Source organism: Paenibacillus methanolicus, from assembly GCF_008124765.1.
GTDB classification, from domain to species: Bacteria; Bacillota; Bacilli; order Paenibacillales; family Paenibacillaceae; genus Paenibacillus_Z; species Paenibacillus_Z methanolicus.
Genome location: NZ_VNHS01000001.1, coordinates 1,132,632 through 1,146,727, shown reverse-complemented (window position 1 = coordinate 1,146,727; position 14,096 = coordinate 1,132,632). Strand labels below are relative to the sequence as shown.

Sequence of the window (14,096 nt, the reverse complement as noted above, 5' to 3'; positions counted from 1 at the left end):
CATGCATGGCAGACATTAATCGCGGTGGTAATTTGCTTTTTTTTGGTCCTTTATTTAACGCGAATGAAATAGTACTATATGACTATAAACATTGCGCACATAACAGCCGATTGATTCACCCAACTACACGGAAACAGGGGAAGGCTATGAGAGGACCGCTACTAACGAGAAGCCAAGCCGCGATGATAGACGACAGCCAAATGAAACAGCTGGTGTGCCGCATCCAGCTGCAATACGACGATAACGAGCGACCGACGGTGAAACGAAGCCGGGACCTGGTTCTTAGCCGGTTATGCCGCACGCTTCAATACACGCTGACCGATAACGTGGACGATCTGCGCCGCGGGATCGCCGAAGTAACGAAGGCGGTGCCGATGCACGCCAAGCTGTCGGAGTTCAAACGAGAGATCGAGCAAGCGCTTGCGGGATATCCCGACCTGCATGCGTTCGAGTGGCTCTTATGCGAGACGTACGGCAGGCAATTTTGGATTTTGGAGCAGGGCGGCATGGGTACGATTATCAACCGTTATCAGCTTATTGACGCGAGCTGACGCAATTTCATCGATGCAACGCGAAGAGGCAGGCCATTGTCGACGACGATGGCCTGCCTCTTTATTGATATATAGGTAAGTATTAGTTTCACGCTTATACTTAGGCCTCTATGTCTCCATCGCTGAATGCTGCCGCGCCGCTAAAAGACGGCGACAGCCGTGTCGCCTTGTCGTTCCCGCTCCTCGTAATGTACGTGCACCACGATGTCCTGCGCATAATTGCCGAATCCGCGCCCGAACAAGCTGACGCCGCCGCAATGGCGCGCCGTCTCGGACGAAGCGATCCGGAAACGGAAGTCTTCCCCATGCCGAAGTCCGAGATCGGCGATCGTCACGTTCGATAGCTTGATGCCGTCGAGGAACGTGCCGCTTTCCTGGATGGTCAAGCTCTTGAGCAGACCATGCTGCGTGCCGAGCGACCACCAGGACGGCGTGAGGACGGCCCGCTTGTCGCCGAAGTCGCCCGGGCAGGTCCAGACGCACGTCTCGACGTCGTTCACGGAGAAACTGATATCCGAAGGCCAATTCTCGTTGTAATACGGCGCCTCCGAGCACAGCTCCAGCGTAAACTCCAGCTGCCGGGCGGTCTGCGCGGCATGAAGATAATTGGGAATGCGATATTCGACGTATCCGCTGCCGAACCAGATGTGCGCGGCGTTCATACGCTCGGGATCGGAGAAATAGCGAGGGTCGTCGACGTAACCGATTATCTTGGCGTCGGAGGCGAGTCCGCACGTCGGCTTGACGGCATAATCCGAATATTGCCCGATCGGAATTTCGACGGCATATTTGCGCTCCTCCTCCTTCGGCTTGGCGCCTTTCAAGTGAAGGGTGAGCGAATCGATCGCGAGCGAGCAAATTTTGGGACTTCCGCGCGTGCCTGCCAGATTCTGGGTGGCGATCAGTCCGGCTTCTTCCATCTTCTGAATATGCTTGGTGACGATCGCGGAGGAGACGCCGAGCGTATCGGCCAATTCCTTAATGCTGCGCGGCCGTTCGTCGAGCAATTCGATCATCCGCACGCGCGTCTCCGAAGAGAAGCATTCCAGGATCGCCATATATGGCGTTCGAACTTGAATATGCATAACCAGCCTCGCTTTCTGCTTTCTTCATCATATAATCCATTGGTTAATAAAACAACTTATTAGTTGACGATAATTATGAATGTCGGTACAATGGCACCATGATAGCACTTGTTGGTTTATATAACAACTTATAAGTTAACTAATGGAGGGACCGACACATGACAAGCATGCCTAGAGCCGAATATCCGCGTCCGCAATTCCAACGGGACGCTTGGGTGAATCTGAACGGGACGTGGGAGTTCGAATTCGACGACAACCGGATTGGCGGGCAAGAGGGCTGGCACGACCGCAAGGCGCCGTTCGCTAAGACGATTCAAGTGCCGTTCAGTTTCGAGAGCGAATTGAGCGGCATTGGCGATCCCGGCTTTCACGATGTCGTCTGGTATCGCAGGAAGCTGGATATCCCGGACCATTTTGCCGGCAAACGGATCGTGCTTCACTTCGGCGCGGTCGATTACGAAGCGCAAGTATGGGTGAACGGGAGGCAGGTCGCCAGCCACGAGGGCGGTCATACGCCGTTCCACGCGGATATTACGGACGCGCTCCGCGCGGACGGCGACAACATTCTCGTCGTTCGGGCCGAGGATTACGGCACGGATGTCTTCCTGCCGCGCGGCAAGCAGTTCTGGGAGGAGAAGTCGAGGGCGATTTGGTACACGCGTACGACGGGCATTTGGCAGACCGTGTGGATGGAAGCGGTATCGCCTATGCATCTGCGCAAGGTGAAATATACGCCGAACATCGACGCGAACGAAATCGGCATTCGCGCATTCGTCACGGGGGCCGGCGCGCAGTCGGGAGACGTCCGGCTGCAGGTTCGGATTTCCTTCGACGGCCAAGCGGTGGCGACCGACGAATTCGCCGTGCGCGCCGGCGAGGAAGCGCGCACGATCCGGCTTGCCGGTCTGAACGACCATGGCATGGACCGTTGTTGGTGGCCGGAACGCCCGAATTTGTACGATGTGGAATTCGTGCTGTTCTTGGACGGCAGCGAGGCGGACCGGGTGACGAGCTATTTCGGGATGCGGAAGATTTCGCTGGAGAACGGCAAATTCAACCTGAACAACCGGCCGTACTTCATGAAGCTGGTGCTGGACCAGGGGTACTTCCCTCAGGGCAACCTGACGCCGCCGAGCGACGACGCGATCCGGCAGGATGTCGAACTGACGAAGGCGATGGGCTTCAACGGCGCGCGCAAGCATCAGAAAATCGAAGATCCGCGATATTTGTACTGGTGCGATAAACTCGGCCTGCTCGTGTGGGGCGAAACGGCGAACGCTTACGATTATTCCGAAGAATACGCGCATCGGTTCACGAAGGAATGGCAGGAGGCGATCGAGCGCGACTACAACCATCCTTGCATCGCGGTCTGGGTGCCGTTGAACGAAAGCTGGGGCGTGCCGAACATCCAAATCGACATCCGTCAGCAGCAGCACGCGCTCGCCATGTATTATTTGACCAAATCGCTTGATCCGACGCGCCTCGTCGTCTCCAATGACGGTTGGGAGATGGTCGCGACCGATCTATACAATATTCACGATTACGAATGGCGCCGCGAAGTGCTGGAGGATCGTTACGGCAGCGTCGAGAAAGCCGTCTCGGCGATGCCGGCGAACAGGCGGCTCAGCGTCGGCGGCTTCTCGTACGACGGCCAGCCGATTCTCGTCACCGAATTCGGGGGCATCGCCTACAAGAAAAGCGACTGGGAAGGCTGGGGCTATTCGGGCGCGTCGTCCGACGAGGATTTCGAGCAGCGGCTTCGCGGCGTCATCCAACCGTTGCTGCGCTCCGGCGTCGTGCAGGGCTACTGCTACACGCAGCTCACCGACGTCGAGCAGGAGATCAACGGCCTGCTGACGTACGACCGCCAACCAAAAATCGCGCTTGAGCGGATCAAAGCGATCAACGAAGGCAACTAGCAGGCACGCAAAGCCGCCGCACTCGAATAAGAGGGCGGCGGTTTTTGCTGTTACTACCACCAAAAAGCAAGGCGTGTCCGCGCAAGCGGACGCAAGCGAAGGTCAGCACGGAGCCTCATCAAACGCACGCCAGCCACAGGATACTACCCCAAGGCAAGTTCTGGTTCCCATCAGCGGAGGGCAATGCTGTCAGGTTAAGGAAAAAGTCCGAGAAAGCCAACTAGAGTCTATAGTTGATAGGCTTAAGTCTTAGGATGGACTTCAAAACCCATTGAAGCTTTGTCCGTCAGGACAAAAGCGTGCCACACTCAAGCCTTCCCGCCGACCGCGAACAAACATGTCAGCACGAAATAGGGAGTCCAGAGGGCAAAGCACTTCGAAAGCATAGGCTTTGGAGCCTCCTCGGCGGAGGAGGTGGGAGGAGGGAGCAATAAAAGTGGGGTCAACGGGGCGGAGCCCTCTTAACCTGACAGCATTGCGGCGGAGGGGGAAGGGGGAGGCGAAAATTTCCGGGAGCCGGGCTCCCAAAAATATGTCCACCCCTCCCAAAAAAGCGGCATGTGATCGTTTTCACCGGGCGGCTAGAATGAGAATCAGAAGGACGATGAGATCCTATCTGACGACCATGGGGGTTACGACATGACAAGAACAGTGAAAATGCTCAGCGTAATGATGCTCGCCTCGAGCTTGGTGTTGGCGGCCGGATGCAGCGGCAACAACGGCGCGGCGAACGGCGGCGAGAACGCCGGTACGAATGCCGGTACGAACGCGGCGGAAGGCAGCGGCGGCGAAACCGCCGAGAAGGCGGATATTCTGTTCTGGACGCCGTTCTCCGGCGCGGACGGAGAGTTCATGAAGAAGATCGTCGAGAAGTATAACTCCTCCCAAGATACCTACAAGGTGAAGCTGGTCATCCAGCCGAACGGCGAATATTACAAGCAACTAGACGTCGCGCTTAGCGCAAGCAAGGAGCGGCCGGACCTGGCGATCATGCACGTGGATCAAATTCCGACTTACCAGAATAAAGGGCAGCTGCAGGCGATGGACGATCTGGCTGGAGCGGCGGGCATCAACAAATCCGATTACGTCGAAGCGCCGGTCAACTACGAGACGATCGAAGGCAAGTGGTACGGCATTCCGCTCGACATCCATCCGCTCGTCATGTACTACAACAAGGACTTGTTCGAGAAGGCGGGCATCACGGCGCCTCCGACGAACCGCGCCGAGTTCGACGCGGCGGTCGAGAAATTGACGGACAAGGACAAGAAAATCTACGGCTACGTGCTGCCGACGCTCTGGCCGCAGCAGTTCATCTTCCCGACGCTCGTCTGGCAGAACGGCGGCGAGCTGTGGAACGGCACGGACGTCGCGTACAACTCGCCGGAAGCGGTCGAGATGGTGCAGTGGATGCGCGGTTTGGTCGAGAAGGGCGTATCCCCGGGGAACGTGCAGCAGGACGGCGAGAACACGCTGTTCTTGCAAGGCAAGAACGCGATCCAATTCAACGGTCCATGGATGAAAGGCCAATTCGACGAAGCGGGCATCAACTACGGCGTCGCGCCGGTGCCGCAGATCGGCAAAGCGAAGCAAGCGGTCTATGCCGGTTCCCACAACTTCGTCGTGCCGAAGGACGTGACGGACGCAGCGGTGATCAAAGGCATTGGCGACTTCCTGAAGTACATGTCCACGAACTCGATGGACTGGGCGGCTTCCGGTCAGGCGCTGGCATCGAAGCCGATGCTCGAGAGCGCGGACTTCATAGCGCTCGAGATGCAGAGCAACGTCGCCAAGTCGTTCGATTACGTCCAATTCGCGCCGAACGTGCTCAACTGGGCGACGATCTCCGATCCGATCTGGGGCGAGCTGAGCAGCGCGCTGCTGGGCAAGAAAGACGCGCAGAAGGCGATGGACGACGCGGTCGCCAAGTCCCGTCAAGCGATGAAGAAGTAACCTCTGCCGCGAGCGGTACCGCAGCCGGCAGCATGCAGGACAGGAGGACGAGGAAGGCGCTTGTCGCCTCCTCGTTCTCTTGCATCCTGACCGGCCGCCACGCTGCGGGAGGACCGCCGCGCAATCATATATCCAAAGGAGGGGACGCGCTTGACGAAGAGCTCGCTGCAATCCCGGTTCACCTCATCGCTGTTTATACTGCCGTACCTGCTTAGCTTTTGCGCATTTCTGCTAATCCCGATTCTGTACGGCGTCTATATTTCGTTCCATAACTTCGAGCTGCTGTCGGATTCGCATGAATTCGTCGGTCTCGACAATTACATTCAAATTTTCACGCCGGGCACGTATTTGTTCGAACAGTTCACCGTCGGCTTGTGGAATACGCTCCAATTCGTGATTTACTCGGTGCCGCTGCTCGTCATCCTCGGCCTTGCGCTCGCCATGCTGCTGAACGCGATTCCGGGCCGCATCCGCGGACTGTTCCGGACGTTCTACTTTATGCCTTATGCAATCTCCGGCTCGGTCATGGCCGTCATTTGGCTCATGATGTTCGACACGAACGCCGGCTTCCTGAACGGCCTGCTCGCGAGTCTTCACATCGATCCGGTAGCCTGGCTAACCGATCTGCCGTGGGTGTGGGTGTCGCTCGTGCTGACGACGCTGTGGTGGACGATCGGCTTCAACATGATCATTTTCGTCAACGCGCTCAACGAAGTGCCGGAGGATTATTACGAGGCGGCTTCGATCGACGGCGCGAATGCGTGGCGTAAGTTCGTCAACATCACGCTGCCTTCCATCCGCCCGGTCATGCTGTTCATCATTATCACCTCGACGATCGCGTCGTTCAACGTCTATGCGCAGCCGTTCCTGCTGACGCGCGGCGGACCGGGCGACAGCACCCGGGTGCTGCTCATGAACGTGCTCGACGAAGCGTTCAAGGGCAAGCAGGTCGGTTCGGCCTCGGCCATGGCGATTCTGATGGCGATCATCATTATTGTTATCTCGGCGGTACAGTACAAGATCGCTTATGGAAGAAAGGAGTAGTCCGCATGAAGAAAATCGTATTGCTTGCGTTTGCGGTCATCCTTGCGGTCTTGTTCCTATTGCCGCTGATCTGGATGGTATCGACGTCGTTCAAGAACGACTTCGAGGCGCTGGCCGGTCAGATGAATCTCATTCCGGTCAAACCGACGCTCGACAATTATATCGAAGGGTTAAAAGGCGAGCTGATGAACGTGCCGATCACGCGCTGGATTACCAACTCCTTGTTCGTCGGCGCGGCGGGCACGGCGATCGTGCTGCTGTTCTCGTCGATGGCGGCGTTCGCGCTCGCCCGGCTGCAGGATCTGCCGCTGCGCAAGCTCATGTTCCCGATGTTTGTCGGTTCCATGATGATTCCGGGCGTGCTGACGTTCCTGCCGATGTACATGGAGTTCAACGCGCTCGGCTTGATCAACACGTACGCCGCGCTCATTCTGCCCTATTCCTCGGGCGCGTTCGGCGTCTTCCTGCTCTATCAGTTCTTCGCTTCGTTCCCGAAGGAAATCGAGGAGGCGGCGCGCATCGACGGCGCGAACAAGTGGCAAATTTACGCGCGCATCCTGCTGCCGGCTTCGGTATCCATCATGGTCACGCTGGCGATCTTCACCTTCATGGGCATCTACAACGATTTCGTCTGGCCGCTGTACGCCACCACTTCGCCGGAGATGCGCACCATTACGGCCGGTATCGCGATGATGGCGCAGGGCAGCTATACGCAAGCGTACGGCAAGCTGATGGCGATGACGGTCATCGCGACGTTGCCGGTGCTGATTATCTTCATTATCGGCCAGCGTTCGTTCGTGAAGGCCATCACGCAGGCTGGCGTGAAATAGAAAGCGCGTCGATGCCAAATGAATCTAATATTCTCGTATGTTGAACGGAGACCTCTCGAGGTCTCTTTTCGAAGTTCTATGCGCCGGATTCGTCGCGCGGCTTCGCCAATGGGAGACGGCAGCCGGCATACACCTTGTAGTATCGGGAGGAAGGCAATGAGGAAAGCAACGACAAAACGGTGGCTTATCGGCGCGGCCGCGCTGATCGTCATCGCCATCGGATGGGGAGGCTGGCTCATGAATAGCGGGAATAATCAGGAATCGTCCGATGTGGCCTATGACGGGCATGGCGGGACATTCAAGAATACGCTGGCGGAGATGGATACGCCAGATCCGAGCGTCGTCTATAATGACGGCTATTATTACATGACGTTCACGCATAACGGCGCGGACGTGATGGTTATGAAATCCCGGACGATCGACTTCAAGGACGCGCAGCGGAAGACGGTCTGGTACCCGGACGTCGGGACGAACTACTCGGCGGAGCTGTGGGCGCCGGAAATTCAATTCATCCAAGGCAAATGGTACATCTATTTCGCGGCCGACGACGGACGCAACGAGAATCACCGGATGTTCGCGCTTCAAGCGGATACAGACGATCCAATGGGCAGCTACACGTTCAAAGGCCAAATCGCCGACGATACGAACAAATGGGCGATCGACGGCCTCGCGGCGGAAATCGGCGGCAACCTGTATTTCGTCTGGTCGGGCTGGGAAGGCGACGTGAACGTGCAGCAGAATACGTATATCGCCCCGATGAGCGATCCGCTTACGATCAGCGGTCCGCGCGTGCTGTTGTCGGAGCCGGAATTGGATTGGGAGAAGGCTGGCGGTCCTCCATATATCAATGAAGGGCAGTCGATCCTCTATCATAACGAGGACGTGCATATCGTCTATTCGGGCGCGGGCAGCTGGACGCCGTATTATGCGCTTGGCATGCTGACCTTGACGAAAGGCGCGGATCCGCTCGATCCGGCGAGCTGGACGAAGCGCGAGCAGCCGCTTCTAAGCATGGACGAGGAAGCGGGCGTGTTCGGCCCGGGCCACAATTCGTTCACGACATCGCCGGACGGCGCGGAGCAGTGGATCGTCTATCATGCGACCAGCGGTCCCGACGACGGCTGGAACAACCGCAAGGCGCGCGCGCAGAAGCTGGTCTGGGACGAAGCGGGGAAGCTCGCGCTTGGCAAGCCGATCGGCCTCGACGAGGCGATCGCGGTTCCTTCGGGAACCGGCGTATTCCGAGCAGATCCGCAAGGGGCCGGCGAAGCGTCGTTCGACCTGATTCCGGTCCGGGTGAATACGACCGCTCCGCTGCTTATTCATTACCGTAACGCAAGCGGCGAGACGCTGAAAGGGAGCGTCAGCGCGAACGAAGGCGAGCCGATCGCCATCGAGCTGCCGCCTGCCGACGCAACGGGCTATGCGTACGCGGATGTGCCGCTAATTGCGGGCATGAACGACATCCGCGTAACGGCGAGCGGCGGAGGAGCCGTAATCGAGGCGATCGAGCTGACGCGTTACGAAGCGGAGTTCGCCCGGATCGGTCCGCAGGGCGAAGCGGAAGAGAACGCGTTCGCGTCCGGCGGCGGCATCGTGAAGCTAGCGCCCGGCGAAGACGAAGGCGTGCGGTTCCCGAACGTCGTTGTGCCGCGGAAGGGCGATTACGAGCTTCGAATCGCGGCATCTAACCCGTCCGACGAGCCTGCGAAGCTGACTGTTCGCGCGGAGGAAGGCAAGACGGCGACGCTGGAAATCCCTGCCGGCGAGCGCAATGCGTTCGCGACACAATCCGTCACATTGCGATTGAAGGAGGGCGTGAACGCCCTTATACTGGAGGATGCGACCGCCGAGCTGCGGATCGATTATCTCGATGTAATGACAATGAAGTAATGTATAGGAGGCGCTGGTCATGAAAGGCTTGTCCATCCAGGCATCGTTTACCAGACTAAGTTTGATCACATCTATGACGGCAAGCCTTCTATTGACCGGATGCAGCCAGAACGGCGCGCAAGCGGAGGATGCCGGAGCGGCGGCGTCGCCGGCGATCCAGCTGGAGTATTGGACGCCGTTCAGCGGAGGCGACAACGTCTTCATGACCGAACTGGTAGACCAGTTCAACGAGGAGCATGAAGGCATTCAGGTCGTACAGATGAATTCGCGGCTGGACGACTATTACTCCCGCCTGCGCACCGCGATCTTGTCCGGCAACGCGCCGGACGTCGCCGTCATCCACGCGACCTCGCTCCCGCAGTTCGTGCAGAACGGCTATATCGAGGAATTATCCGCGCCTGCCAAGGAGGCGGGGCTGGACTTCGGCGTGTTTAACCCTTCCGTGCTGAAAGCGACGCAGTTCCAAGGGCGGGTATTCGCGGTTCCGCTGGATACGCATGTGCTGGTCATGTATTACAACAAGACGTTCCTGGCTCAAGCGGGCGTGCTGAACGAGGAAGGCAAGCCGGTCATCGCTCCGGGCGAAGCGGGGTTTACGGCGTTCTTGGAGCGCATCCGACAGGCCGTGCCGGCCGACGTCGCGCCGCTGGCACAGCCGAGCACGCGAATCGATTCCGTCTGGCTGTGGTGGAGTCTCTATAATCAAATCGAAGGCGGCGGCACCTTCTACAACGCCGCGGGCACGCAAGCCGCGATCGACAATTCGGCTGCGCTGAAAGCGCTTAATTATATTCATGGCCTCTATCAAAGCGGTCTGATTCCGCCAGACATCCCCGACGCGTTCAAACTGTTCCATGAAGGGAAATCGGCGGTGCTCATCACGGGCGTCTGGGCGACGGGCGCGCTGGAGAAGACGGGCGGACTGAATTTCGGCGTCGTTCCGCTGCCGACGCTGTACGATAAACCGGCCGCATGGGCGGATTCCCATACGCTGACGATTCCGACGCGGCACGAGCTGCAGCCGGAGAAGCGGCAAGCCGCGATGACGTTCATGAAGTGGATCGCCGAGCACGGGGCCAAATGGTCGGAGGCCGGCCACGTGCCGAGCGTGAGCAGCATCGTGCAGACGGAAGCGTTCCGCGCGCTTAATTACCGCAGCGACTATGCGGCGGCCGCCAATTCGGTCTCCTTCTGGCCGAAGCATACGAAGCAGTGGAGCTTTATCGAGATGATCATCCGGCAATTCGAGCGGATGCATTACGGCGAGCAGACGCCGCAACAAACGCTGCGGGCAGCGTCCGCTCAAATCAATCTCGAATTGGCGAAACAGGGAAGGTGAGCGGCATGCGCGGATGGTTCCGGAATATGCAGCAATGGTTCGGCAATTTGGCGCTTGCCCGCAAGCTGATTCTCGTCCAGGTGCTCTTGATCGTCCTGCCGCTCGGGGCGATGGGCGTCTTCGCCTTCGGGAGCTTCGCCGCCAAGATGGAGGATCAGGTCGGCAATTACCAGTTGCAGACGCTGAAGCAGGTGACGCTTAATATCGACACGTACATGAACGAGCTCAATCGGCTGTCGCTGATGCCGTACCAGTACCAGGAAATTCTCGATTTCCTGGCTTCTTCCCGCTCTCCGGGCGAACCGCTGTCGCTGGCGGAGATCGGACAGTTGAACAACTTCGTCTCCAAAGTATTTCTGAACGGCCGCGTCGATATCATGGGCATCTCGCTGTTCGGCGAACGAGGAGCTTCGTACGTCGTGCTGCCCGAGAGCCAGTATATGACGACGTATCAGCTAGACGGGGGCGCGGAATGGCTGGAGCAAGCAAGAGGCAAGTTCGGCCAGCCGACGTTCATTACGACGCACGAGGTCCGATCGACCAGCGGCAGCGTCTATCAGGTGTTCTCGATCGCGCGAGAGCTGCGCAGCTTCGACAGCGGCGAGACGCTCGGCTATATCGTCATCGATATCGACCCGGATGCGGTTCGGAAACTGCTCGCGCAGGTGAGCATGGGGAGCAAGGAATCGCTCTATATGACCGACGGCGCGGGCGAACTCGTGCTGCGCAAAGGGGAAACGGCCGTCTATCCTGCGCTTGGCAAACTGGAAGGAGAAGGCGTGACGCATATGGACGCCGAGGGACGCAGTCTGCTCGTCGCGCACGTCGCGTCGGAAGTGACCGGCTGGACGACGGTCGGCGTCGTGCCCGTATCGGAGCTCATGAAAGATTCGCTCGTCGTGCGCAATTCGATTCTGCTGATCGGCACGATCTGCATCGGACTTGCGGTGCTCGTCTCGGTCGTCATCGCCTTCCGCATCACGAGGCCGCTGCGCATGCTGCGGACGCTGATGCGGAAGGTCGAGCGCGGCGATTTGAACGTCGGGTTTTCGGTCGGGCATTGGGACGAGGTAGGCCAGCTCGGCAGTGCGTTCAACTTGATGGTGTCGCGGCTGAGCGAGCTCGGTTACCGGCTGTACGAGACGGAAATTCGCGAGAAGGATGCCGAGATCGCGGCGCTTCAGAGCAAGATCAACCCGCATTTTCTGTACAATACGCTCGGTTCGATCTCGATGTACGCCGAGGTGGAGGGCAACCGGGAAGTCGTGAAGATGACGAACAACCTGAGCCGGCTGCTGCGCTACTCGCTGAGCGGCCGCAAGGAGATCGTCACGCTGCGGGATGAGATCGAGCACGTGAAGGGCTATATGACGATTCAACAAATGCGCTACGAGGAACGGTTGGACTTTCAATTGGCGACGGACGAATTTCTTGCCGACGTACCGGTCATACCGCTCATGATCCAGCCGATCGTCGAGAACGCGATCAATCACGGCCTGGACAAGGGGATCGGCAGCGGTATAATCCGGCTGACCTGTTTCCAGTCGCAAGGGGTGCTGTCCATCGTGATCGAAGACGACGGCATCGGCATGACCGCGGAGCGTCTAGGAGAGATGCGCGAGCGGCTCATGAACGATCGGGATCTGGGCGGGACGAGCGGTAACGGGTTGTTGAACGTGCACCGGCGCATTCGCCTGCATTACGGGGAACAGTATGGATTGCAGCTGGAGAGCATGCCTTTCCAGGGACTGAAAGTGACGATCCGCTTGCCGGCAGCCAAGGCGGCGGCACAGAGAGGAGCCGGGTAATGCCAACGATACTCATTGTGGACGACGAAACGATTTTTCGCAGAGGCTTGCGCAAAATGATCGAATCCGCTTCGGACGGCTGGCAGATCGCCGGAGAGGCCAAGGATGGCTACGAAGCGCTGGAGCTGGTGGAACAGCTGAAGCCGGACGTGGTACTGACCGATATTCGCATGCCGCGCATGGACGGCATTCAGCTCCAGCAGATCGTCAAGGAACGATTCCCGCATATGCTCGTCGTCGTGCTTAGCGGTTATGACGAGTTCTCGTATTTGCAGCAATCGCTGCGGCATGGCGCACGGGATTATTTGATGAAGCCCGTGGAACGCGAGGAGCTGCTGGAGACGCTGAGCAAGCTGCGGGGCGAGCTGGCCAAATCGGCCGCCGCGCCCGAATTGCTCGCGGCGGAGCCCGCCGACGCCAGACAGATTCGGCAGCACGTGAGCGAGCATCTCGTCTCGGGTCTGCTCCGGGGCGACGTGCACGAGAACGAGCTGGCGCTGCTCGGGCGGATCGGCTTGACGTTCGGCGCGACGTGTTTCGCCTGCATGGTGATCAAGCTCGACAAGGACGCGTTGGACCGGGAACGATACGGCAAGGCGGATCCGAGCTTGTTCCAGCTGTACATCCAGCAGGTCGTGCAGGAGCTGCTGAATCAGCGGTCGAACGGCTTCTCCTTCGTGCTCTCCGACACGGAAGTAGTCGCGCTCGTCAATCTGGATTGCGGCGCGGCGGCCGCCAATCCGCTCATGGAGCTGGCGGAATCGGTTCGCAGGCGGACGATCTCCTTGTCGAATCTGACCGTGACCATCGGCCTTGGGAGCGCGGTGGAAGGAATCAAGGCGATTCCGCGTTCGTTCCGCGAGGCGAAGATCGCCCTTCTGCATCGGCTCATCGTCGGCGGGGACCGGGTGATCTCGTATGCGCAGACCAAAGAAAGCAGTCAAGCGCTCGCCTCCAACCTTCGCGAATGGTCGTGGTCTTCGCTGGAGACGACGGTGCTCGAGGGAAAAGCGGAGCAGGCGGGGCAGCTCGCGGCCGACATGATCGCGGAGCTGTGCGCGCTGGCTCGCAGTCCGGAGACGATTCATCAACAAATCTGCAAGCTGCTTCTTCATTATTACGAGGAGGCGGAGAAGCTCGTCCTTACGAAGGCGTGGCTTGGCGATCGCACGATTCAGGCGGTGCTCCTGGATGTGTGCGCGATTACGTCGCGCGCCGAGTTGATCGAGTGCTGCCGGTCGTATCTCGGCCATCTGGCGGACTGCATCGCGGGCAGCCGTCGGCAGCCGGAGAGCGATCCGATCGAGAAGGCGATCCGTTACGTCAACCTGCATTACCGCGAGCAGCTGACGCTGACCGAGGTGGCCGAGCAGGTGTTCCTCAACCCGGCTTATTTCTCGACGTTGTTCAAGCAGCGGACGGGCAAGTCGCTCGTGGAGTATTGGACCGACCTGCGGGTGAACGAGGCGAAGAAGCGGCTTGCCGCCTCGAGCGAGAAGGTGACGGTCATCGCCGAGAGCACCGGCTTCGGCAACGTGCGGCACTTCAACCGCGTGTTCAAGAGCGCGACGGGCGCGACGCCGAACGATTACCGGGAACAAGCGCGATCCGGCGCGGGAAGTCTATAGGGATAGCAAGAAGCCTGCCGGTCGAAAGATGCGGCAGGCTTTGCTTCGT

At 58.9% G+C, this 14,096-nt stretch carries 10 protein-coding genes; 9 read left to right on the top strand and 1 reads right to left on the bottom strand.

The genetic code is table 11. The annotated features are described in order from the left end of the window. The first annotated feature begins 146 nt into the window (after window positions 1–146). A complete protein-coding gene (locus BCM02_RS04430; RefSeq protein ID WP_148927802.1) occupies window positions 147–551 on the top strand; it encodes a hypothetical protein in 405 nt (134 codons plus the stop codon). 140 nt (window positions 552–691) lie between these two features. Here the strand turns inward: BCM02_RS04430 and BCM02_RS04425 are convergent, their stop codons facing one another. Next, window positions 692–1,636, bottom strand: a complete 945-nt coding sequence (locus BCM02_RS04425) for an ArsR/SmtB family transcription factor (protein ID WP_148927801.1) — start codon at window positions 1,634–1,636, stop codon at window positions 692–694. Window positions 1,637–1,794: 158 nt separating this feature from the next. Between BCM02_RS04425 and BCM02_RS04420 the strand changes: the two genes are divergently transcribed. The 8 genes from BCM02_RS04420 to BCM02_RS04385 all read left to right on the top strand — a co-directional run bounded on the left by BCM02_RS04420 (window position 1,795) and on the right by BCM02_RS04385 (window position 14,047). Continuing rightward, a complete protein-coding gene (locus tag BCM02_RS04420) occupies window positions 1,795–3,555 on the top strand; it encodes a glycoside hydrolase family 2 protein (protein WP_148927800.1) in 1,761 nt (586 codons plus the stop codon). Window positions 3,556–4,194: 639 nt separating this feature from the next. Continuing rightward, window positions 4,195–5,505, top strand: a complete 1,311-nt coding sequence (locus tag BCM02_RS04415; RefSeq protein ID WP_148927799.1) for an ABC transporter substrate-binding protein — start codon at window positions 4,195–4,197, stop codon at window positions 5,503–5,505. 150 nt (window positions 5,506–5,655) lie between these two features. Beyond that, entirely contained in the window at window positions 5,656–6,549 is an 894-nt protein-coding gene (locus tag BCM02_RS04410; RefSeq protein ID WP_148927798.1) for a carbohydrate ABC transporter permease, read from the top strand. Between the two features lie 5 nt (window positions 6,550–6,554). Continuing rightward, window positions 6,555–7,379 (top strand): carbohydrate ABC transporter permease, encoded by an 825-nt coding sequence (locus tag BCM02_RS04405; RefSeq protein ID WP_148927797.1) that lies wholly within the window; start codon window positions 6,555–6,557, stop codon window positions 7,377–7,379. Between the two features lie 156 nt (window positions 7,380–7,535). Continuing rightward, the gene (locus BCM02_RS04400) at window positions 7,536–9,272 is read left to right on the top strand and encodes a family 43 glycosylhydrolase (protein ID WP_148927796.1); all 1,737 of its coding nucleotides are present in this window, start codon (window positions 7,536–7,538) and stop codon (window positions 9,270–9,272) included. A 19-nt stretch (window positions 9,273–9,291) separates the two neighbouring features. Further along, window positions 9,292–10,611 (top strand): ABC transporter substrate-binding protein, encoded by a 1,320-nt coding sequence (locus BCM02_RS04395; protein WP_148927795.1) that lies wholly within the window; start codon window positions 9,292–9,294, stop codon window positions 10,609–10,611. Window positions 10,612–10,616: 5 nt separating this feature from the next. Continuing rightward, window positions 10,617–12,419: a cache domain-containing sensor histidine kinase gene (locus BCM02_RS04390; protein WP_148927794.1), complete on the top strand. Its 1,803-nt coding sequence runs from the start codon at window positions 10,617–10,619 to the stop codon at window positions 12,417–12,419. Beyond that, on the top strand, window positions 12,419–14,047 hold the full coding sequence (locus BCM02_RS04385) for a response regulator (protein ID WP_148927793.1): 1,629 nt from the start codon (window positions 12,419–12,421) through the stop codon (window positions 14,045–14,047). Before BCM02_RS04390 ends, BCM02_RS04385 begins: the two co-directional genes overlap by 1 nt. The last annotated feature ends 49 nt before the right edge of the window (window positions 14,048–14,096 follow it).